We start from the raw sequence: 19,663 nt of genomic DNA, 5'->3' as shown, positions 1-19,663 counted from the left end.
TTATTTCCTTACTTGAGTGGGAGGTCTGGGAACTTCCCGGCGATTGCCGCCGTTCGCTCCACCTTGGTGCCGCCGATGTTTCCTTGTGCGGCCCCGCCGCCTGTTCCCGCACCGCCGGCCCCGCCGCCCGATGCCTTACTACCCGCGATCAGCGGCGCGAACGCCGCGTCATTCGCGATTTCTGCTTTCAACTCGTCCAGCGTTGCCGCCGAGAGCTTGCCCTGCGCGTCGAGTACGACCACAACAGGCTTCCCGTCGCGCTGCTCGACGCTCAGGCGGCGCTCGATGTGCGGCAACAGGGCTTTGGCGCTGCCTTGAACAGCCAGAGCAGACGCGATATCAGTAGCGGTACGGCCGACAGTCAGATCCCGGATCTGCCCGCTCAGCGTTGCCCGCTCCTGCTCCAACAGAGTGTTTTTCTCTGTTTCAAGGCGGTTGTATTTTTCAGACCAGGACCTGTCGATTTCTTCGACGTTGCCGGACTTGCGAGCGGCTTCTTCACGCTCCAGGCGAGCGGCCTCCTCCGCTTCACGCGCCTTCTTCTCGGCCAGCTTTTTCTCGCCGAGCAGTTCATCAACCTTGGCCTTCAGGCCGGATACATCTTCTTGCTGCGGCAGACCTTCAATGCCGAGTACGAACTTGCCGTCCTTCTCGGTGTAAAGAGCGCGCACGGCTTCATCTACCCCTTCCAGGGTATCCAGTTGGAATTTCAGCATTGGTTGTCTCCCAGAGACGTATGTGCAGGCCCTGCCTGCGTGAGAATCAGCCGCGTTTAGCGACATTTACGATAGGATTCGCGGTTTGCGAACAAGCACTTGGAGTAGCACCGACTCATGGCAACAAAAAAGTCGAATAGCTCAACATCTAGCGGGGGCTTGGTCGCCTGGGGTGCTGTTGCGGTGGCAATAGTCGGCTCATCGCTGACTTGGTTTTCTAGCTATCAATCTACAAAGCAAGCAATGACGCTCAGCTGTATTGATCGGATCGACAAGCAGGAGGCGATAGTCCGAGAAAAAGCGGCAAAATTCCTCAGCGCTAATGGTCGGCTCAACAGCGAGTCAGGAGATGAGCGTTTGAGCATTGATGACACTCGGCCGTTAGTCAGCGCGACAGTCTCAGCAGCTTATGAGCTCGTCGCATATGCACCTGGTGATCTTGGTGAGCCAACTCGTGGCTTCGCGGAGGCATTGGAGGCTGCTGTAAATAATGAGTTAAACGAGATTGATCACATGGATGAAATCGCATCCGAGGGAAGAAAAAACATTGAACAGTGGCCGCATCAGTTCTCACTGGTTTTGAAAAGCTTTGAGAAAAGCCGACTCGCCTGTTCAAAGTAGCTATTTACCCAAACCTGCCCGCTCGAATGCCAGAGGCTCAAGAGCCTTCATCTGCACGAGGGTCAGAGGTGAAAAGTTGCGATCCAGCTGCAGCTCCGCAAAGCGCTCGACACTGAGGCCGCCCTCCCGGAACAGCTTCGCCCGAACCGGGCCAATAGCTTTGTCCTGGAAGGCCGCCGGCTGCTGCTGTAGCCAGTCATAGTAGCTGAGGTCTGCCCTCACCTGCTGCGCGCCGTTATCACCAACGGATGCACGCGTGGCGCCCTCGGAAAACAGAGCGCTGAAGCGAGTCACCGCCACCACTGTCGAACGGCAGTTGATGTGGATCGGCGGCCTCGGCCCCTCAGTCAGCTTGAACCGGCGCTTATCCAGCGTCCGGCACTGGCTGGTGGTCTTCGAGTCCAGCGTGCTGACCCACTCAACCGACGGCACGACATCGGAGTTCGCTTTCAGCGTTTCCATGCGTGCCTGAGTGGCGACGTGCTGCACCGCAGTCCGTACGATCGAACCGGCGTTGCGGTTGGTCGTGGCCAGGATGCCGTCGTTGTACTTCAGTGCCTTGGTGCCGCGAATGTTCTTGATGATCTGGAAGTTGGTCTGCCCTTCGAAGAAGCCCTGCCGGATCGCGCCAGTGAGGCGTTGCCGCTCGGTAGCGGTGAAGCCATCAATGAACGACTTCAGCAGCTTGCCGCCGTCAGCGCCGCGCACGCTGAGCGGATTGGTGAGGATTGCCGCCCTGATTGCCGCCGCACCAGGCACCGCCGCGTCGAACGAAACGCCAACCGGCGCCGCCCGGGTCAGGCTGGTCGCCTCAAACTCGGCCTCGTAGTTGGCGATATCCACCAGATCGAGGTTCAGCTTCTCGCTGTACCGGTCGAAGATGCCCAGCAGCAGGCTGTCGACCTCGCTCAGCAGCCGCTCAAGCCGAGCGACGGTGTAATCCGTCAGGTCGGCCCGGGTCAGTCGCTCACGGATCGAGCGGTCGATCTCCTTGAGGAATGGCGCGAACTTCGCCACCTCCCCCGACTTCAATTGCTCGAGGAAGACGGCGTGCCGGATCGTGGCATCAAGGATTGTTTGGTTTGCCGCCATTCGGGATTACCTCTGTATCGTCCAGGTCTGGCCCGGTGCTTTGCGCCTCCAACTCATCCCGGATCTCGTCGTCCGTCTTCTCCGGATTGATCACACCGCGATCGCGCAGGTACTGCCAGAAGTCACCTTCCGGCAGCTTGCCGCCCTGCACCGCATTGAACAGCGCCACCAAGATCGTCGCGTCCAGAGTGATCTGGCTGAAGTCCTGATTGAGCTTGTAGACCACCTCGCCGGCGGCATTCACAAATTCAGCCATCCACGCCAGGCACTGGCTGTAGGCCTCGCTGACGTTGCTGACCACAAGCGACAGGACGCTGTGCTCTGCGGCGCTGTCGTTATCGGCCTGGGTTGCAGTCTTCACCGCACTACCACGCTCGATCAGTCGGGCGCCGAGCGAAACCATGTCCTGCTTCTTCGCGTCCATGGCTTCCTTGGCGACTGTGTTTGGCAAGGCCTGCCAGACACCACAGCTGCCATTGACCGGAAGAATCCACGGGGCCCTGGAACCAAGAAATATCCCGTTCGACTCCATGTGGTCGCGCCATTGTTCATCGAGACCTGCCATCCACGGCTGAGGCTGGCCCACCAGATAGGCCGCTTCCTCATAGTCCGCGCTGTTCCGGTAATGGCCGATGTTCACTTCGGCCATGTCGTACAGTGGGGCGTCGTCGATGGTGGTGTCGTTGTTTTCGCTGCCAACAAACTGGAACGGGATCACCGGCCATGGACGGCCAATCCCATTCAGCGGAGTGAATGGCGCAACGATCTGAGAGGTCTCGCTCGCCCCTTCCTTCCAGACCTCCTGCGTGTACATCCCGGTCGAATCCAGACGCAATACGCGGTACTGAACAACCTGCTCACTGCCGAAGCCATCATCCGTGTCGACATCCACCGTCTCGCGCAGCACGACAAGGCTCAGCAGGTGCTGGCCGCCGACCTGGCGAGTCTTCCAGTTGATGATGGATTCGGCTGTGTAGCTGGCAATGCTCGCCCGTGCCCGACCGGAAATCTCGTCAGCCTTGCTGACCGTGCCTGCCTCGACTGCGGCGTAATCCACCAGCAGCCCGTGGCGACCCACTTCGAGTAGGTGCCCGATCACCGACTGCGATTGCTGGTAGATACTCACGCCCTGGCCGTCGACGTCCTTGGCCGCGTAATCGAGCGCGCCGGGAACGGTCAGCGTTGGCCAGGTGCGAAATACCGCGCCGACGAGGCTATGTTTCGTTCGGCCGGTGGCGTTGTAGAACACCGCCCGCTTTTTGTACGCCTCGTAGCGTTCCTTGTTGTCCTCACTGGTGTCGGCAGCGTTCGGCCTCGGCAGATAGCGGTCGCCAGCAGTCTTGATGGTTTCCGATCCCTTGCAGACGTCGCGCACCAAGCGCCAGCGGTACTGCGCCGCCTTGTACTCGGGACGGGTAAAAGTGACGTCCGTCATCGGGCGACTCCCATTTTCATTGAGGTGACCGGTTTAACGATCGGGTACTCGCGGTGAATGAAGTAACCGCCGCCGTCGTTGGCGTGGTCGTTGCCTTGGCTCTTGTCCGGTTCGCCATTGGGCGCCCAGATCTGCTGTTCCAAGCCGTCGGCATATGTCGGGCAGGTGAACGGGTTGACCAGGTAACGCCGCTCGCCCTGCGCATTGCAGAACATGGCGTTCATGGCGTTGATCCGATCCTTCACCGGCGGGTTGGCCGCCGGCGCGATGACCGTAAAGCCAGCCTGCTTGAGCATGGCGATATCGGTGAGGCTGGCATTGACCGACTTGCGCGAATCGCCGGAGGCGTCCGGATAGATCCGGATCTCGCAGGTTTTCCTGAAGTCGTTTCCTGTGTGTTCCCAGTACCGCTCTTTGATGCGACGGATCATGTCCGGCGTGTCGTAGCCATCCATCAGCTCGTCCACGGCGCGCGGCAGGCCCTGATCGCGTTTGACGTGGGTGATTGCCGCCATCTTGCCGACGTTGAAGTCCATGCCGATGAACAGCGGCTCACCAGCCTGCACGGTGTCGAAGCATTGGTTCAGCTTGCGGTCGTAGGCGTGATAGATCGATCCAGACGTCAGGTTGACGAACTGGCCGTTCAGGTACGCGCGGATCAGTTGCTCGGGGTACGACTCCATCAGCGAAGGGATGTAGTCGTCTGGCAGGTTCAGTTCGTTGTCGAAGGTACTGGCCTGGACCAGCCCGTACATCTCGGCCAGCGCCGGCTTCTCGCGAATCTGTTTCACGAACTGCTGGAAAACGAACTTGAACCCTTCCGGGGTCGTGGTCACGTCCACGCCGTTCTTGAGTCCGGCGACGTTGTAGCGCATCCGGGCAATGATCTTGCGCCAGGCGTGCTGAGCCTTCAGCGAGGGCAGCACGTCGAGCTCATCCACCAGTGCATGGCCGATCTTGAAGCCGACGATGGTTTGCGGCTTCTCCATCGAGCGGCAAATCGTCGTGCTGCGGTACTGCCGGCCGCTGTAGAAGTCGACCTCTTTGTCGCTCTCTTTCGTCTTGACCTTCAGGCCCCAGTCGTAGGCCACTTCCTCAATGGTTGGGAAGAAGATGTCGCGGATCTGAGGGTAGGTCGGAGCGAAGTAGCCGGAGTTGATGCCAGGCCACTCCCACACATGTTTGCACAGCGCCGCGCAGCCAACCCAGGTCTTGCCCGAGCCAAAACCGGCAACGAAACCACGGAATTTGTGTGGAAGCTGGAGGAAGTCAGCCTGCGGAACATTCAGGCTCGGCATCCGGCTTCCTCGCATTGATCACATGAACCTGCACCGAGGTCGGCACTACCGGTTCGCTTTCGTCATCACTCTTTTTTTGCCGGTTGACGTAGACGTCGCCGACTTCCTTCGCAGCCTGCTCCAGGATCTGCATGGCCAAGCCGATGTTCTTCATCGACTCGGCCTTCTCGATGAACCGGCTCATAGCGCGCAGTCGATAAGCTCGGTTGGCGATCGGGATCTCGGCGGTTTCTTCGCGGAAGCGCTTACGGGCGTCTTCAAACATCGTCACCCAGCGCTTGGCCAGGCCTTTCCCCGATGTTTTTGTGGGGTCGTGCGTCTCAACCTGCTGGCGAGTCACCGATATCCCGTATTCCTTTTGGACGGCTTCAACAACCTGTGAAGGCGTGTCGAAGCACGCCAAGGCCTGAACGATAAAGGCCTTCACGTCGTTTTGAAGGGCTGCCATAGATTTTCATCCGTCCAGAGCCTGTCCAGAATCAGGCTGACTTGAGCAGACAGGTTCCGCAGGCCCTCGCAATGTTCATTTTTCCTACCTCAGCAGGCTTGTTTGCAGCGTCCACCAGCTCTTGCACTTGAGGGCTCGCCCCATACCGACGCACCACACCGACGAACTCTTCAACGTCGTGTCCGCGCATCTCAAGCTTGGGCAAGCCGTCCTGAGTGAAAGCTGGTAGACCGTACTTATCGGTCGCTTGGGCGATGTGATACAGCTCGTGTTCGACCAGCGCACAGAAGTCAGCGTCGGAGCACTGGGCGCAGTAGTCGGCTGCCAAGGTGATGATGTAAGCCGGCACGTCGCCGAACCAATCCATCATCTGCTGCTCCATCCGGGCCTTCTGCCAACCGCCGGCGCGGAACGCGACCTGTTCGGCCTGGCCCACCACAGTACGCCCCTTCTTCGTGAAGGCAGCAGACGCCCACATCACACGAATGTCCGCATCGATCAGATGGGCATGTTCTTCGTTGTGGATGCTTCCGGTGTCGGTGAGGATCTCGGCTTGGAGCCACTCCCACACGTCCGGAGCCGGGACTAGGCGGATTCCAAAGTCGGATAGATCAGACAGCTCAAGCAGGGACGCGGGAGGGTATGGTCTATCCATGGGTCACCTTGAGCTTGAAATAGTGGCGCGTTGCCGGTATTGATTGTGATCAGTAATCCGGCACAAGGACGACGCAATGGAAAACAGATACAAGGTAAAGCGCCAAATATCGATAGAAATCGGTGGCGTAAAAAGCGGCCTGAGAACCTCCACATCCTCACCACCAGGCTTTTGCATCTACGATATGGTGAAGAAAAAAGACCTCCCGGAGTTCTACGCATCACAGGCAGAAGCTGAGATGCAATGCAACCAATTAAACAAGGACGATTGAATGCTCGATCTCGAACAATCCACCAGAAAGCTTTTAACTATCCAAAGGGCGATTCACACAGACGCTACTGGTCAAGAGGTTTTCGTCGGTCTAACTGCTGAAGAATCAAAAAGATATGTTGAGCTTTGGCATGAAGCGAGCGACGAATTCATAGACCTGCACCGAAAGCATAAGATAGCGCACACCGGAATAGAGGATCTGTAGATAGAGGGACTTGGCGTGCCGGCACTCACCTGCGGCACACCTACCCTTCCCCGCCATCGAGAAGCACATCAATCAGCTTCTGCTCACCCAGGCGCATTGCGCCAAGGCATTGCAGGTCATCGCACTTTGGCCCGAGACCGAATACCGTCACTTCGCCTTTCGGCCCCATGAGGGTCAGCGCGCCTACCGTGCATTCCGGGTGCACACCGGCATCGAGATCATCAGCAATCTTGCGCAGCGTCTTGGCGGCATCGCGCCAGTCCTCACGCTTGAACTCAACGAGCTTCGCGGTCATGCCGTTACCCTCTGGAACCACTCTTCAATAATCCGGCGCAGAATCGGCTCGGTCAGGATGGCCGATAGCTCGTTGCCGGCGATCACTGAACGCACCAGGTCGCAGGGAATCACGTGGACACCATCATCAGCCGCTACCGTCAGGTGCGGGCGCTGAGCAGCGATGTCGTGGATGTCTGCGGTCATGTTTTGCTCCGGTGTCGCGACACAATTAGCTGATTCGCGAAACGTGTCGCGACATACCAGTTCGTGGATGAACCGATCAGCCGTTATGGCCTTCCAGCCGCTGGGCAAAGGTGAAGGTCACGCCGGACTCCGGATAGAACTGGTCGTAGCCGGAACTCATGAGGACAACGTCCTGCCCCTGAATCTGAGAAGCCGCATCGCCGTACTTGGCAACCAGCGCGGCCTTCAGTTCATCGGCGGACAGGTTTAGCTTGATGTCGTTATAGTGGATCTGGGTTTTGTTGATTTTCATGGGAATTCCCTTTCTGTGCGCCATGGTTTGGCGCGTTAGTTAAGTAGCGAGCCTTACTTAGCCCGCCGATCGATCCCACCCGGCGCCTTGTCGCAGCGCAGGCAGTGCTCGCAGTTCAGTGTCCGGCAGAGCCATGCCTTCACCCGCTGCCACCAGATGACCATGAATATGTGGCGCATGCCGGCCAGGGCCAGCGAAACGTGCAGCGTAATCCCGGCCGTGGTCGGGCCCATCATGAAGATGTTCTGCTCCCGACTCATCACAACGAACCCGCTGATGGCGATCGCCGAATAGATCAGCTTGCCGATGACACCATCCCGCACTCGACCGCTCAGAACACACCAGGTCGCCCACAAGGCAATCAAGCCGCAGGCGATGGAGTTGATCAGTTCAAGATTCATGGGTTGCCTCCCCCGAACCGCTGGCGTATGAGTGCCCAGAGGTCAGCGGCTTTGATGGCTCGGTTGATGGCCGCGAGCAGCGATCCACCGAAGGTGCCGAGCAGGAAACCGATACCGGCGACGATCTTCGGCTCGGTCACACCCAGGTAGGTGCTTACCATGCTCGTCAGGTACAGCGAGCAAGCGATGCCGGTAATCAGGAAGATCAACCAGGCGCGCCAGTCGGCCAGATCGTCCTTGTGCCACCAGCTTGCGACGACAGCGCCGACCAGTCCTGCGATCAGCAATTCAAACCTGTCGATCTTGTCGAGCAGGCGCTGCAATAACTCCATGCGCTCGACTCCGTGTGCATGATGAAAAACGGAAACCTCTACAAATGCTGAGGCTCTGTATAGATAAAACACCGTAAAAATGTGATGAAAATCAGCAAAATAGGAATTGTCAGACAATTCTTTGAATCTTCTCGGGCACCAGATATCACTAACTCATGAGCCAAGAAGGAGCAGTACTTGTGAGTCAGGTAGAAACTTTTGTGATTGAGTACAAGCTCCACGGAAAACCGATGTCGTTTGTTATCCGAACCAAACTGATGAACAACGCGGAAGCTTGGCAATGGGCGAGCTGTGATGCTGGCATCGCTCCAATACCCAAGCCCGGGCGCCCTCCTCTCAAGCGGTTTTCAAAACCCATGGCGGAACGATTTGGAATCACCGACGTGGAGTGGCGGGCCACTACCGCAGTCACCTGGGATGACGTCTGAGCCATGCAACTGGAGAAACAATCCACCGCACAAAGGCGCTCTTCGTGCCGACAGGGCGCATCTGATACGAATGGGAGGCATACATGAAAAGCAACCCCATAACCAGATCCGATTGGCACGCAGCGACCGACCGCAGTAACGAATTGTTTAAAGAAGCGGATCGGCTAAACGCCATAGCATTCGAGCTACTCACCCATGCGGCTGAATCCCCTGAAGCGATGAAACGCTACACAGACGCAAGAGATGCCGCGGATGCCAAAACATTGGAGGGCAAAAAGGCATGGGACGAAGCAAGGGCGAAACTCAACAAACGTCCATGAAAAAGCCCGCACATGGCGGGCAAAGGGAGTGCGCGGTGTATCAGGCCCCTGACTCAGGATCGCTGGCAGGTAATCCTCTGGGTTCCTTTACATCCACATCCTGAACGTATGGCGCTTCAGTCTTCTCAGACTCACGGGAATTACCACTGCTGCCAGGTTCAGGGTGATCGGTGGATACCGAGTTCACCGCATCCACGTCAGTCATGTCTTCATCTACAGGTGCTTCGTCATCAGGCGGAAGCGGTACTTCAGAATCCCTGTACCGAGGGTCATGCCCGGTTTCGTTGTCAGTCGTGCGCGTCACGGCCTGCTGGGATTGGTTGCCTGGTGCATTCTCGTCGATTTCCATGATGCCTCTCCGATCGGTGCGCGGGAATCCGTGCTTAAGCGTGTGAGGAGCCAGGTCACGACAAGTGCCGGTCATTGGACGAATGGCTGATGGGAGCAATTGCGTCCAGAGGCCCTGAATAGGTGCGCGCGTCTTTCCGCGCTGTCCGCCAAAGGCCCTCTCAACGTCGACGCCCCATTGCATCCATCTCGCTGATCCAGTCTCGCGCCACCCCGAAAGCAATGTGAGGTCAGGGTGCGCGGGCTGCCGGTGTTTTTCAGGTGCGCCGCACTACCGGCCAACAGCGTCCAGACCTTCCCGAGGGCTGCCCTGGCTACAGGTAAACTCGAGGCAATAAAAAACCCGGCGCGGTGGCCGGGTTTAAAAGTTGTTATGCGCTGGAGGTAAGTTGCGCAGTGTGGGAAAAGTACATCAAATTCCCCACCATGGCAACACCTTTATGCCGCGTCCTCTGAATTTTCTGCGTGAATAACCTGCCACACTGGCTCTTGAGCTTGGATATCCACTTCCTCAATAGCCTTTCGCAGGAAATTCCAGATGTCGAGCCAATCGCGATCCCAGTGCTTGGGCTGGATGGCGACTCCGTACAGCTTCATCATGGCGTCAGACACCCGAGCTGGGCCCCATGGATCACCCCCGTTTGCCTCGGCTTTGTAGGACTGCAGGGCGCAGGTGATCAGGCAGTGCACCTTCGCAGCCTTGGCATCCGTGAGCGCACTGAAGTCAGTGTCCGACCAGATCAGCTTCTCAGCGTTAAGCATGTGCACTACGGTCATGCTCGGGTGATAAAGGTAGTGCCCCAACTGCTGCACCTGGAACGGCAGCGACTCGATTGCCTTCTGCACCTTCCCCATGGTCACCAGGTGCGCAGCTCGATGTGTCGATCGGCCGATAGGCGTGCGGCGCGTCTCGGCAATGTGGATCTTCTGGCGCACAGCCATGATGCGCTCTTCTTTGTCCTCGCCCTGGGCGGCAAAGATGACCTCTCGAAGCGCGGCCTTTTCCTTCCGGACGACAGTTGCGGATTTTGCCCGCTCGGCCGCCGCTGCACTGATTGACGCGTTCGACTCATGCTGTGCGTCTGTCCACGCTTGACGTGCGTTGATCAATTTCATGCTGCCTGCCCCTTCTTCAGTTCGCGGGTCTTGGCCCGGTATTCGGCCTTGATGGCCTTCAGGTCATCGATGGTGTACTTGCGCACGTTCTGATCGGATTCGAGAGCGTCCACCACCTCCTGACCGATGCGTGCGATGAGGCCGATCCGGTAATCCACGGCGTTACCTGATAGAAACCGGTTGTCTTGTTTGCTCTGGGCGTGACAGTTGTGCTCATCGAAGCGCAGATGGGGAGCGGAGCCGACGCTGCGGTAATGGCCGGCGTCTACAGCATTTCCGCTCCAGTCCAGTGGCTTTCCGCTGGAAATACACGCGTGGCCGGCCGCGAAGTCGCGGGCACGGATGTATGCATTGAATGCCTGCTGAGCTTCGCGCAAGTGGTCACCGCGACGCTTCAGCTTCTCCTTGCGGACCTTGATCTCGCGGCGCTCAATGCTGGCCAGCGACTTGCGCTTCTTCTCCTGCTTGTGCCGCGCGATGACAACGGCGCAGTCCGGCGAGCACCAAGACTGAAAACTCACGCGCGGGACGAATGAGGCCCTGCAGGTTTTGACTGCGCACTTTTTCGGGCGCGGCTGCTTCCTTTCAATCGTCATGCAGCCTCCTGGCTCAGCAGATCATCGAAGTACACGCCCTGCAGTGCGAACCGAGCGACGATTCGGTCGGTGTACGCAACGCCCTGGGCGCGATTAAACAAGCTTGTCACCGGGAAACCGTCCGGCCCGAACAGATGGCAGCCGCCCATCATGGCCAGCTTCGTCTCGTACGGGAGGTGACGCATCACCCGGTACCACTCCGCCTGAAACCCGGCGTCCTCGTTCAGCAGGATCTGCACACCGACGTGCAGCTTGCAGTACCGGCGGGCGTCCGCCTCATCACCGATCTGGGTCATCTCGGAGATGCGCTTGTACATGGCGAACCAGAGACGGTTCTGGTCGAGCGTGCGGTCCTTGCCAGGGCGCAGTGAAACCACGACGAACTTCTTGTCGCGGTACATAGCGCTAAGCTTCGTGATGGCCTCGGAGAGTTTCGCGTGACAGTTCACGGAGATTTTGTCAGCCATGGGTGGCCACCTTGTTCGGCAATCCGTTCATCAGCTCGCCGAGTTGCCGTGTTAGTCGCTCGTTTTCGACCAGCAACTCCAGCGCCACCTCTTCCACTGTTTTCTCCCCTAGAAAGTCCTGCAGCGCCTCGGTGTTGCGCTTCCAGTCTGCACAATCGGTGCGGTATGACGCAGCTTCAGCCCAGAGCAATTTCTGAAGCTTTTGTTTATCGATGTTCATTGAGCAGCGCTCCTTGCTTTCAATTGTTCGGCCTGCTGAATCAGCAGCGCCCGGCGATCCGCCAGCTCGTTGGCTGCCAAAATCCGCAGTTCTGTTTTTTTCTCCGACGAGGCTTTGCGCATAGCCAGCATTGAGTCCTTCACCGCGGCGAGCTTTTCGCGCAGTTTTGGCGAAGGCCGAGCGACATCGCCGGTGAGCAGCGCAACGACAGCCCTACCGTCTTCAGTGACCGGTGCGACACTCAAGTCGGCCAGGTACTGCTGAGCGCGCTCCTGTGGGATTCGCTGCATTTGCACGGCTTTGGTGATCGCCTGTGTGCGGCGGTTGGCGTCAAAGCCGACAGAGACATGCCAGTTCACCTGTTTGTTGTCCTCCCGGGCCTGCTCCACCAGCCGCTCGTAAGCGCTGTTGAACGCCATGCGCGCACCGACCTTGTCGCCGCCATCGAGGACAGGTTTTGCAGCCGCCAGCGCGAGTTGGATTTCGTCGGTCAGCACCACGGTTTCGAACTCGTCGTTCGTGGTCATTGCGATCGCCCAAGCTTCGTCCTTGCCCGGACGACCGTCGGCGGCCTGTACCCGTTGGAGAATGTCGGCCATCGCCAGCTTGCCCTTCACCTCGAAGCGGCAGGCCTTCAGGGCAGCCTTAACGGTCGGCACCGAGTAGGCGCAGAGGTCTTCAGCCATCATCGCCGCAGTGCCTGGGTTCATTTCCTGCCCCATTGCCTCGGCGGTGGCGCAAATCGCTGCGGCGAGCCCGGCTACCTGCTGATCGTTCATTTCAGAGGTATTCATTGCGCTCTCCCCCTTGGCGTTTGGCCAGGACCATTTGCGCGGCCTGCTCAGCAGCGGAGACGTTTGCCTCGGTGCGCTCCATCTGGCGGGCGGTGGTCCCATTGATGCGCTGACCAGTAACCCACTGGGTGTGGTAGCTCTCGGCGTTGGCCAGCAGCTCGTTGAGGCTGTGGCACTTGCGCAGCACGCCGGCATCGCTGGTTTTCAAGTAGTGCGCGGCGACGTGGTGGGCAACATCGGCGCCGAGCCGGTCGACCAGTTGGCCGAGCTGGCCACCGACCTTGGCGTTCCACACCGGCCAAGTGCTGTAGCGTTTGCGGTAGGCCATGGCGTAGTTCGCCCAGACCTTGAAGGTTTTGCAGGACTGGTCTTTGGGACCAGGCATGTCAGCGGGAATCTCAACCCGTGGAGCATCAGTGCGATCAACCACCAGCACCAGGTTGCGGGCCGGCTTGCTGGAGCCGCTCTGCAAGTCCTGACTGGTTTCCTGATTGGTATCCTGATGATTGGTATCCTGATTTGTCGGAGAATTTTCCGACCCTTGTTCGGATTTTTCTCCGACCTTGCTCGGATTTTTTTCCGAGGTAGACCGGATTTTTTTCCGACCTTCGTTCTTCGGTGGGGTCGGATATTTTTCCGACCCGTCCAGCTTCTGATTCCACTCGATCGCCTTCTCGGTGAGGCGAAACAGGGTGATGTTCGATGTGCTGGAAAGCTCAATCAAACCGGCTTCTTCCAGGGCCTTCAGCATGCGGTAAGCGGTGTCTGGCTTATCGGTGAGTAACGGCAGCTCCTCGATGATCTTGGCCTTGCTCAACGCGAAGAAGATCCCGTCGTCAGTCTTGATTGGCTTGGTCCAGCTCGGGCAGCCGTAGACGAAGGCGAACAGCAGAGCCTGCTGGGAGTTCAGCCCCCACTCCAGCGCCTTCACCTGATTGATCGTGACGGTGAACTGCATGTCAGGTGTTCCTGACGAGAACGGAAAAGACAAAAGCTCGCCACACGTTTTGAGAATTCTGAAAACGTGTCGCGACACTGTTCGTGGTATTGCTGGAATTGGGTTGGCTCTGCATAATCGGGCTTCTCTAGTTTTGCGAATCAGCCGACCTTCTCCGTCGGCTTTTTTGTGCCCTGGATTCAGGCAGCCTTCACCGAGGCATCCATCACGTCCAGGCTCTGCCGAACGTGGTTGATCTCCTGACGGATCAAGTTTTTCTCGAAAGAACTGACGTGGTTGTCATCCAGCGCTTGGTGCACCGCGATAGTCAGATCGGCGACCTCTTTGCCGACGTTAATCAGTGATTTGGTCAGCGCTTGTGGCTCCGGCGCAGCTTTCGCTACGAGGTCGAAACCAAATTCATTCGCCAGTGTCGCCAGAGGGCGCATGTCTCCGGTATGTAGCAAGATCCCGAACAAGTGCTCCACCGTCAGGCGGTGTGCGTCGTTGTCCGGATTTGCGCGCTGAAGCAGGCCAACGTGCGGAACGCCCATCTTTGCAGCGAGGGTCTTGGCTTCGTTATCCAGCACAGCGCTCTGGCAGGCCCGCAGAAAATCTTCCATTCGTAAAACCTCAAATTTGTTTCCGTGGCGCCCTGCCATTGCCTGGGCGATTATTTGTTCAGGCAGCTAGCGGTGAATGCCTCAGGCTGCTGTGCGCTTGGGGCGCGCTGGGATCGGGCGAATCTCATTCGCCTCAATGCGCCCATCGTCATAAATGGTGATTTCGATGCTTCTGCCGGCTCGAACCATTTGCGAGATCGCGCTCTGGTTCACGCCGAGAGCAGCAGCGAGCGCGGCTTGAGTGCCGTGCTCTTCTAGGTATTTGCTCAAAGGGATCTTTTTCATGGAATTTCCACGGCTTGATATCTGCCATGGATAGTAGCAGTGCTGCTTTTTATCAGCAACAAAATACTAGCAGCGCTGTTTGCTTGGATATCAGCTCTGCTAATACTCTTGTTCGTATGAAAATACGCCGCCCCCTTACCCCCGAAGAAATCGCCGAGAGCACCAGGCTCAAGGCCATCTACGAACAGCGGAAATCAGCTGCAAAAGCTGCCGGGCGTAGCCTGACGCAGGCGGATGTGGCCGAGGCTTGTGGCTGGTCTGGCCAGAGTGCTTTCAGTCAATACGCAACCGGCAAGGTGCCGCTGAACGTAGAAGCACTGCTGAAACTCGCGAAGGCTTTGAATTTCGACGCGAGTGAGGTCAGCTCTCGACTGGTCTCCACCGTAGCCAATGTGCAGCAAGAGCGCATCCAACCTAGTGTCAAATTAGCGAATATCGAGACTTGGGACGATGAAACCCCGCTCGATGACGATGAGGTCTACGTCCCCTTCCTTCACGAAGTCGAGCTTGCAGCAGGATCAGGCAGGTTCGCGATCGAAGAAAACGCCAACTCACGTCTGCGCTTCAACAAAAAGGATTTGCGCCAAAATGGCGTTCAATTCAGCAACGCGAGGTGTGTGAAGGTCGGCGGGAACAGCATGGTTCCCGTGCTTCGCGACGGCGCCACGGTTGGCGTGAACGTCGGCAAGAACTCACTGAGCGACATCGTCGACGGCGAGATGTACGCCATCAACCACAACGGGCAGCTTCGCGTGAAGCAGGTTTATCGGATCCCTACCGGGCTACGCCTACGCAGTTTCAACCGTGATGAGCATCCTGACGAGGACTACACGTTCCAGCAGATCCAGGAGCAGCAGATCTCGATTTTGGGGCATGTGTTCTGGTGGGCGATGTATTCGCGTTGAGAAAAAAGGGCGGATTGACCTAGGCGTCGCCATAGATCGACCGGACTTGTTGAATTATATCTAGGAAGATATAGTGTACGAACTGATCGTTAGCGATGACGCTGCTGGTGACCTTGAGAGGCTACTCCTTGAAAAGAGGACTGTAGCCATCAGGATCATTGCACTATTGGAGCAGCTGTCCTGCGATCAGGACCTCTTAGATCGGCTTACGCAAGACGGATACGGTGGGTCTCCCAAACGTCCAGTTCGGGGTGCCGTAATCAATATCGGCAAATGGATTAGCGCTCAGAAGAAAGGATTGAACCTGTGGCGGATGCGAGACTTTGAGTTATCGCGACAGGGGCATGAGTACCGAGTTATCTATGCATACAACCCATCGAAGGAACAGTACCTCGTCCTAGCGGTTGTTGAGAGAGATTTTGATTATGACGAAAGCCACTCTATTACTCAGCGCATCTTTGCGACCTATAACAGACTCGATGACGACCAATGGTGAAGCTACTACCGCAGCACCTTTGACTGGGTTGATCGTGCAGTTTTCCAGCTCCTTTCCACCAGCTCCGCTGTCAAAGAAAAATTCGGCATTTGCCGGATTGCTCGCGCGGCTGGAAGCAGATGACACCTCACGAGTTGAGCTCGAAGAAGCTCGCACTTGGATTGCTGATAAGCTTTATTCGCAGGAAGGCGAAACCATAAAGAGCCTTCGCCTTAAAAATGGCTGGAGCCAGCAGAAATTTGCAGAGCTTCTGAACACTACCCAGGCCCAGGTAGCACGACTTGAGAAGGGTAACATTGACCCCCATCGCTCCACCTGTAAACGTCTGCGACAGGTTCTAAAAATCTCAGCTGAAAAACTCGATGAGATTATGGATAGACAAGAATTGATTTTTGAATCTCGGATGACCAAATGAATCGGTATGCATATTCCATATTCTGTGACGATATTCGCAATGAAATCAACGGCAAGACATCTCTCATCGGTGTCGTTGGAAGCCTGCTGTACGTCAACACATTTCCATCCGTAATTCCGAAGCTGTGTGTATTGATTACAGCGGCTACAGACCATGACAAGCCCTTCAAAAGCCTATCGTTTAACGTGCACGTAGGTGAAGAGCAGGTTTTCGACGCTGCTTTAGGTGAGGCCGAGATTCAGCAAATGTCTCAAGGTAAACACTTGATTGAAGATCCAAAAGGTTTCGCAGCTCAGGCTGTCGTTGTGCTCTCACCTCTCAGCCTTCTAACCCCAACAAAGATTAAGGTTTCGGTAACTGCGGACGGAGAGAAAATCGACTGCGCGTCTCTGCAAATTTCACAAGCGCCTGAAGGGACGCTGCTGATATAGCACCTCTAGCCCGGCCCAGTGCCGGGCTTTTTCATGCCCGCCCTTCCCTCCTATGTACCGCCCTCGAGCCCTTCAGTTGCTTGAGCGAACTTCGTACCAGCCTCTCTTACAAGCTGACGCCACTCACCTGCTGTGATCAAGTCATCTTGCTCCATGGCATCGGCCATTTTGAGCAGTTCGTCGTACTGCTCTTCGGCATCCATCCTGAGCTCGGGCTCCTCCAGCAGCTTGCGCCAGGCAGACAGTGCTTTTTGTTTCTCTTCTACTCTCATGGCGATTCACCTAATGGATTGTGAGTCGGTAGAGGCCTCACGTTAGGTGGCGGTTCGATGTCGACGACTGACGGTGCAATAAAAAGTTTCGCTGCGCCCCTCCCCTATGACGCCCGCCAAATGCGGGCTCCTTCCGTGTGCGAGAAAATTATTATTAGCAGCGCTATTTACTTTAAATAGCAGCACTGCTACTTTTATTCGCAAGCCAAGACAGCAACGGCCCAGCAGCGAAAGCCGCGCCGCTCTTTAACAATCCGCGCCATAAACGATTACCCGGCTCACGCTGGGAGGTCAGCCCCGGCCACACCTGTGGGGCGAGATGAAGTCAGGTGAACAAAATCGCGCTGCCGCTACTGGCGACCGGCGATCCGATAGCCCCGAAAGGCTACCAACGCGCAGAACTGCGACGGCGGACGAGGTGTTGACCGAACTGGCGAATGACCTGGTAGGAGGCGCGAGCAATACGGAATTTTTCACTGATGCACCCAGCCGCTGATTGGTCGGGTGCATTGGGAAAACAACCGGGAGTCACAAATGAAAGTCGATAACGAAGTGATGGCGCTGCTCAGCGCCTCGCGCACTGAAGGCAACAAACTGTTCATCACCGGCGGACAGCTCGACAAGAACCTATACCAGCGCCTCGACAAGACGCTCAAAGCTGCCGGCGGTAAGTGGAACACCAAGGCAAAGGCGCACTTGTTTGATGGTGACGCGGCCGACGCAATTGAAAACATCCTGATGACCGGTGAGGTCACCGTCCCGCAGGACTTCGGATTCTTCCCTACCCCGCCGCACGTTGCAAAACAGGCTGCGGATCTCGCCATGATCGGTGACGGGATGATGGTGCTGGAGCCAAGCGCAGGCCGTGGTGCTCTTGCGGTGGCCGCCAACGCCGCAGCAGTAGGTGTAATGGTCGACATGCACGAGCTACTGCCGGACAACCATAAAACGCTGATCGGACTGAAGCTGCCACTGTCGGGAGTTTCCGAACCCGGCGACTTCCTGCAGGTCGAGCCGAAGCCCATCTATGACCGCGTGCTGATGAATCCGCCCTTCGACAAGAAACGCAGCGACATTCATCACGTCGTCCACGCCCTGAAGTTCCTGAAGCCTGGCGGGCGGCTGGTGGCGATCATGCCTTCCGGTGTGACCTTTCGCGACGACGCACTGACCCGGGATTTCCGAGGGATCGTCGAGCAGCGCGGTGGCAGCATCGAAACCCTGCCTGAAGCTTCATTCAAGCAGGCCGGGACGATGGTCAACACCGTGCTGGTGGTGATTCCTGCAGCAGCCTGACCAACCAGCGCCACGACAGCCTGTCGTTAACTGCTCGATCCTCTCTATGAGAGCGCATCGGGGTGTGGTCTGCGTAGCTCAATGGTAGAGCTACCCCCGACCGGAATAGGGCTGGATGCCCATAGGTTGGAACCGTGGTGGTTGCGGGCTTCGAAACCCGTCGCAGACCTCACCCCGATGCGGATGAATGCGCAGGCTGATGCGCTAAAGACCAGCCCGGAAGGCTTGGAAATAAATTGGCCCAACCTAAGCCGGAGATCAGCACCGGCCATCTGCATTTTTGAAGACTGAGTACGGCGAGCGCCCGCCAAGATGCCAACGGCGCGCACAGCGGGAGATTTCGCCATGAAGGAATGACGCGCAGTTGCCGAGCAACAGCCTACCCGGCCGCTACAGTGCCGGGCGCTTGGGCCGACGAGAGAATATCGGCCCCGGAGAGCGCGCCTTGTCAGCGCCCCGCAGCGGGTATAGCCCACAGATCTGCTGGTGACATCAGCGCCGGAAAAGTAACCGGCACTCCCTTTCTTGCCCAGCACCACTACGAATGCACTCCCCTCCGCGCCCAACGGCAACCAGCGGAGCGGATGAGTGCATTCGAGTTTTGTTGGATCAACACCCCGCCACCCTGGAGACGACCATGTCAGCTCTACGCAAGCTCATCCCGGAAGACGACTTTCTCGATACGGAGGCTGGCCAGGAATGGCTGGCCGAGTCGGTCGACGATCTGCTGTGCCGGCGCCATGTCGAAGCGCCAAATCCGGTGGGCCGAAGCAAGGTCTTAGTCAACGCTGATCATCTGCCGGAAGCGCTGGCGGATCACATGGCTGCGAACCCAGATCCAGACCGCTGCATCGAGAAGATCCTGATCGAGCTGGTCCGGCGCGGCGACGGCGGGGTCTTGCACGCTTGGGCCGTCGAAGCCGTCGGCGGTGATCCACAGGTCGTTCGGACGCTGGCCGGCGACCTGGTCGCGGCGCACGCCAACGAGTACCGAGATGCAAAGCGTGAAACCGTTCGCGTCGAACAGGAGTGTGGGTTTTGAGCCCTCACATCCTGATCGACAAAGCCCTTGATGGTGTAACCGCCCCCTTCGCCCATGAAGAAACAGGCTTGCTTGTACAGGAGCTGATCACCCGCCTCTTCACCGACGGCGCAATCACCATTGACGAGTTCAACCACTACTGCGAGCGGCTGCGCGACGTCTGTCAGCAGCGCAAGGAGACTGCATGAGTACGGCACCAGTTAAATCGCTGATCGACGAACAGCTGGACGACATCGAGAACAAGATCGCCTTGCTCGGCTTTGGCCTTCCCTTCAACGAGGTGATCGGTCGCAAGCGCGAGGAGTTGGTTTCGAACCTCCCGCAACGCCTGGCGCCGTCCATGAAGGGCAAACGGATCGCTGTAAAGGTTCGGCCATGACCGGTCGCCAGCTTGCCCGCCGCGTGCTGATCCGGCGCGGCTCGTTCT

General features: G+C 57.6%; 32 protein-coding genes, 1 tRNA gene and 1 pseudogene. 13 read left to right on the top strand and 21 right to left on the bottom strand.

Annotated features, from left to right (window positions below; genetic code table 11):
* Positions 1–8: 8 nt before the first annotated feature.
* Positions 9–716 (bottom strand): hypothetical protein, encoded by a 708-nt coding sequence (locus M5B44_RS13695; protein WP_248739497.1) that lies wholly within the window; start codon positions 714–716, stop codon positions 9–11.
* A 117-nt stretch (positions 717–833) separates the two neighbouring features.
* On the opposite strand from M5B44_RS13695, the gene M5B44_RS13690 reads away from it, so the two are divergent.
* Positions 834–1,337 (top strand): hypothetical protein, encoded by a 504-nt coding sequence (locus tag M5B44_RS13690; RefSeq protein ID WP_248739496.1) that lies wholly within the window; start codon positions 834–836, stop codon positions 1,335–1,337.
* On the opposite strand, the gene M5B44_RS13685 is transcribed toward M5B44_RS13690, so the two are convergent.
* Genes M5B44_RS13685 through M5B44_RS13665 form a run of 5 tightly spaced genes read right to left on the bottom strand, consistent with a single transcriptional unit; the run spans position 1,338 to position 6,265 of the window.
* Entirely contained in the window at positions 1,338–2,429 is a 1,092-nt protein-coding gene (locus M5B44_RS13685) for a minor capsid protein (RefSeq protein ID WP_248739495.1), read from the bottom strand.
* A complete protein-coding gene (locus M5B44_RS13680) occupies positions 2,404–3,864 on the bottom strand; it encodes a DUF4055 domain-containing protein (RefSeq protein WP_248739494.1) in 1,461 nt (486 codons plus the stop codon). Before M5B44_RS13680 ends, M5B44_RS13685 begins: the two co-directional genes overlap by 26 nt.
* On the bottom strand, positions 3,861–5,162 hold the full coding sequence (locus M5B44_RS13675; RefSeq protein ID WP_248739493.1) for a terminase large subunit domain-containing protein: 1,302 nt from the start codon (positions 5,160–5,162) through the stop codon (positions 3,861–3,863). The genes M5B44_RS13680 and M5B44_RS13675 overlap by 4 nt, the downstream gene beginning before the upstream one ends.
* Positions 5,134–5,610, bottom strand: a complete 477-nt coding sequence (locus tag M5B44_RS13670) for a DUF2280 domain-containing protein (protein WP_248739492.1) — start codon at positions 5,608–5,610, stop codon at positions 5,134–5,136. The genes M5B44_RS13675 and M5B44_RS13670 overlap by 29 nt, the downstream gene beginning before the upstream one ends.
* 31 nt (positions 5,611–5,641) lie before the next feature.
* Entirely contained in the window at positions 5,642–6,265 is a 624-nt protein-coding gene (locus M5B44_RS13665; RefSeq protein WP_248739491.1) for a putative metallopeptidase, read from the bottom strand.
* A gap of 76 nt (positions 6,266–6,341) precedes the next feature.
* Between M5B44_RS13665 and M5B44_RS13660 the strand changes: the two genes are divergently transcribed.
* Positions 6,342–6,536, top strand: a complete 195-nt coding sequence (locus M5B44_RS13660; protein WP_248739490.1) for a hypothetical protein — start codon at positions 6,342–6,344, stop codon at positions 6,534–6,536.
* Positions 6,537–6,740 (top strand): hypothetical protein, encoded by a 204-nt coding sequence (locus tag M5B44_RS13655; RefSeq protein WP_248739489.1) that lies wholly within the window; start codon positions 6,537–6,539, stop codon positions 6,738–6,740.
* Positions 6,741–6,780: 40 nt separating this feature from the next.
* Here the strand turns inward: M5B44_RS13655 and M5B44_RS13650 are convergent, their stop codons facing one another.
* The 5 genes from M5B44_RS13650 to M5B44_RS13630 all read right to left on the bottom strand — a co-directional run bounded on the left by M5B44_RS13650 (position 6,781) and on the right by M5B44_RS13630 (position 8,245).
* Positions 6,781–7,035 (bottom strand): hypothetical protein, encoded by a 255-nt coding sequence (locus M5B44_RS13650; RefSeq protein ID WP_085708288.1) that lies wholly within the window; start codon positions 7,033–7,035, stop codon positions 6,781–6,783.
* Positions 7,032–7,220, bottom strand: a complete 189-nt coding sequence (locus tag M5B44_RS13645; RefSeq protein WP_248739488.1) for a hypothetical protein — start codon at positions 7,218–7,220, stop codon at positions 7,032–7,034. Before M5B44_RS13645 ends, M5B44_RS13650 begins: the two co-directional genes overlap by 4 nt.
* Before the next feature lie 76 nt (positions 7,221–7,296).
* Positions 7,297–7,512, bottom strand: coding sequence for a hypothetical protein (locus M5B44_RS13640; RefSeq protein ID WP_248739487.1), 216 nt, complete (start codon positions 7,510–7,512; stop codon positions 7,297–7,299).
* Between the two features lie 53 nt (positions 7,513–7,565).
* Complete coding sequence (locus M5B44_RS13635; protein WP_248739486.1) at positions 7,566–7,913, bottom strand: hypothetical protein; 348 nt, start codon at positions 7,911–7,913, stop codon at positions 7,566–7,568.
* A complete protein-coding gene (locus M5B44_RS13630; protein ID WP_197867910.1) occupies positions 7,910–8,245 on the bottom strand; it encodes an MFS transporter in 336 nt (111 codons plus the stop codon). Before M5B44_RS13630 ends, M5B44_RS13635 begins: the two co-directional genes overlap by 4 nt.
* Positions 8,246–8,424: 179 nt before the next feature.
* Here M5B44_RS13630 and M5B44_RS13625 point away from each other — a divergent pair, with 179 nt between their 5' ends.
* Positions 8,425–8,673: a DUF6555 family protein gene (locus tag M5B44_RS13625; RefSeq protein WP_248739485.1), complete on the top strand. Its 249-nt coding sequence runs from the start codon at positions 8,425–8,427 to the stop codon at positions 8,671–8,673.
* 83 nt (positions 8,674–8,756) lie between these two features.
* The gene (locus M5B44_RS13620; RefSeq protein ID WP_248739484.1) at positions 8,757–8,993 is read left to right on the top strand and encodes a hypothetical protein; all 237 of its coding nucleotides are present in this window, start codon (positions 8,757–8,759) and stop codon (positions 8,991–8,993) included.
* A 157-nt stretch (positions 8,994–9,150) separates the two neighbouring features.
* Here M5B44_RS13620 and M5B44_RS28915 read toward each other — a convergent pair.
* From M5B44_RS28915 to M5B44_RS13575, 9 genes and pseudogenes are all read right to left on the bottom strand, one after another.
* A pseudogene (locus tag M5B44_RS28915) lies at positions 9,151–9,342 on the bottom strand (hypothetical protein); the annotation flags it as partial.
* A 437-nt stretch (positions 9,343–9,779) separates the two neighbouring features.
* Complete coding sequence (locus M5B44_RS13610; RefSeq protein WP_248739482.1) at positions 9,780–10,457, bottom strand: hypothetical protein; 678 nt, start codon at positions 10,455–10,457, stop codon at positions 9,780–9,782.
* A complete protein-coding gene (locus M5B44_RS13605) occupies positions 10,454–11,053 on the bottom strand; it encodes a recombination protein NinG (protein WP_248739481.1) in 600 nt (199 codons plus the stop codon). The genes M5B44_RS13610 and M5B44_RS13605 overlap by 4 nt, the downstream gene beginning before the upstream one ends.
* On the bottom strand, positions 11,050–11,520 hold the full coding sequence (locus tag M5B44_RS13600) for a hypothetical protein (RefSeq protein ID WP_248739480.1): 471 nt from the start codon (positions 11,518–11,520) through the stop codon (positions 11,050–11,052). Before M5B44_RS13600 ends, M5B44_RS13605 begins: the two co-directional genes overlap by 4 nt.
* Positions 11,513–11,740 carry a hypothetical protein gene (locus M5B44_RS13595; protein WP_248739479.1) on the bottom strand — a complete coding sequence of 76 codons (228 nt, stop codon included), beginning with the start codon at positions 11,738–11,740 and terminating at the stop codon, positions 11,513–11,515. Before M5B44_RS13595 ends, M5B44_RS13600 begins: the two co-directional genes overlap by 8 nt.
* Entirely contained in the window at positions 11,737–12,534 is a 798-nt protein-coding gene (locus M5B44_RS13590) for a hypothetical protein (RefSeq protein WP_248739478.1), read from the bottom strand. The genes M5B44_RS13595 and M5B44_RS13590 overlap by 4 nt, the downstream gene beginning before the upstream one ends.
* On the bottom strand, positions 12,521–13,492 hold the full coding sequence (locus M5B44_RS13585; RefSeq protein WP_248739477.1) for a phage replication protein: 972 nt from the start codon (positions 13,490–13,492) through the stop codon (positions 12,521–12,523). Before M5B44_RS13585 ends, M5B44_RS13590 begins: the two co-directional genes overlap by 14 nt.
* Positions 13,493–13,671: 179 nt before the next feature.
* Positions 13,672–14,094: a phage regulatory CII family protein gene (locus M5B44_RS13580; protein WP_248739476.1), complete on the bottom strand. Its 423-nt coding sequence runs from the start codon at positions 14,092–14,094 to the stop codon at positions 13,672–13,674.
* Between the two features lie 81 nt (positions 14,095–14,175).
* Complete coding sequence (locus M5B44_RS13575) at positions 14,176–14,379, bottom strand: Cro/CI family transcriptional regulator (RefSeq protein WP_248739475.1); 204 nt, start codon at positions 14,377–14,379, stop codon at positions 14,176–14,178.
* A 116-nt stretch (positions 14,380–14,495) separates the two neighbouring features.
* Here M5B44_RS13575 and M5B44_RS13570 point away from each other — a divergent pair, with 116 nt between their 5' ends.
* From M5B44_RS13570 to M5B44_RS13560, 3 genes are all read left to right on the top strand, one after another.
* On the top strand, positions 14,496–15,284 hold the full coding sequence (locus M5B44_RS13570) for a S24 family peptidase (RefSeq protein WP_248739829.1): 789 nt from the start codon (positions 14,496–14,498) through the stop codon (positions 15,282–15,284).
* 425 nt (positions 15,285–15,709) lie between these two features.
* Positions 15,710–16,195: a helix-turn-helix domain-containing protein gene (locus M5B44_RS13565; protein WP_248739474.1), complete on the top strand. Its 486-nt coding sequence runs from the start codon at positions 15,710–15,712 to the stop codon at positions 16,193–16,195.
* The gene (locus M5B44_RS13560) at positions 16,192–16,626 is read left to right on the top strand and encodes a DUF6941 family protein (protein ID WP_248739473.1); all 435 of its coding nucleotides are present in this window, start codon (positions 16,192–16,194) and stop codon (positions 16,624–16,626) included. Before M5B44_RS13565 ends, M5B44_RS13560 begins: the two co-directional genes overlap by 4 nt.
* A 50-nt stretch (positions 16,627–16,676) precedes the next feature.
* Here M5B44_RS13560 and M5B44_RS13555 read toward each other — a convergent pair whose 3' ends face one another.
* Entirely contained in the window at positions 16,677–16,898 is a 222-nt protein-coding gene (locus tag M5B44_RS13555; RefSeq protein ID WP_248739472.1) for a hypothetical protein, read from the bottom strand.
* Positions 16,899–17,432: 534 nt separating this feature from the next.
* Between M5B44_RS13555 and M5B44_RS13550 the strand changes: the two genes are divergently transcribed.
* The 5 genes from M5B44_RS13550 to M5B44_RS13530 all read left to right on the top strand — a co-directional run bounded on the left by M5B44_RS13550 (position 17,433) and on the right by M5B44_RS13530 (position 19,615).
* Positions 17,433–18,194: a class I SAM-dependent methyltransferase gene (locus M5B44_RS13550; RefSeq protein WP_248739471.1), complete on the top strand. Its 762-nt coding sequence runs from the start codon at positions 17,433–17,435 to the stop codon at positions 18,192–18,194.
* A 67-nt stretch (positions 18,195–18,261) separates the two neighbouring features.
* Positions 18,262–18,363: transfer RNA gene (locus tag M5B44_RS13545), tRNA-OTHER, on the top strand.
* Between the two features lie 468 nt (positions 18,364–18,831).
* Positions 18,832–19,236 (top strand): hypothetical protein, encoded by a 405-nt coding sequence (locus M5B44_RS13540; protein WP_248739470.1) that lies wholly within the window; start codon positions 18,832–18,834, stop codon positions 19,234–19,236.
* Positions 19,233–19,424, top strand: a complete 192-nt coding sequence (locus M5B44_RS13535) for a hypothetical protein (RefSeq protein WP_248739469.1) — start codon at positions 19,233–19,235, stop codon at positions 19,422–19,424. The genes M5B44_RS13540 and M5B44_RS13535 overlap by 4 nt, the downstream gene beginning before the upstream one ends.
* Entirely contained in the window at positions 19,421–19,615 is a 195-nt protein-coding gene (locus M5B44_RS13530) for a hypothetical protein (protein WP_119428319.1), read from the top strand. The genes M5B44_RS13535 and M5B44_RS13530 overlap by 4 nt, the downstream gene beginning before the upstream one ends.
* The last annotated feature ends 48 nt before the right edge of the window (positions 19,616–19,663 follow it).

The sequence above is a fragment of the Pseudomonas sp. MWU12-2029 genome, assembly GCF_023242425.1.
In the GTDB taxonomy this organism is placed as follows: domain Bacteria; phylum Pseudomonadota; class Gammaproteobacteria; order Pseudomonadales; family Pseudomonadaceae; genus Aquipseudomonas; species Aquipseudomonas kribbensis.
This window is presented reverse-complemented; position numbering and strand designations above follow the sequence as displayed.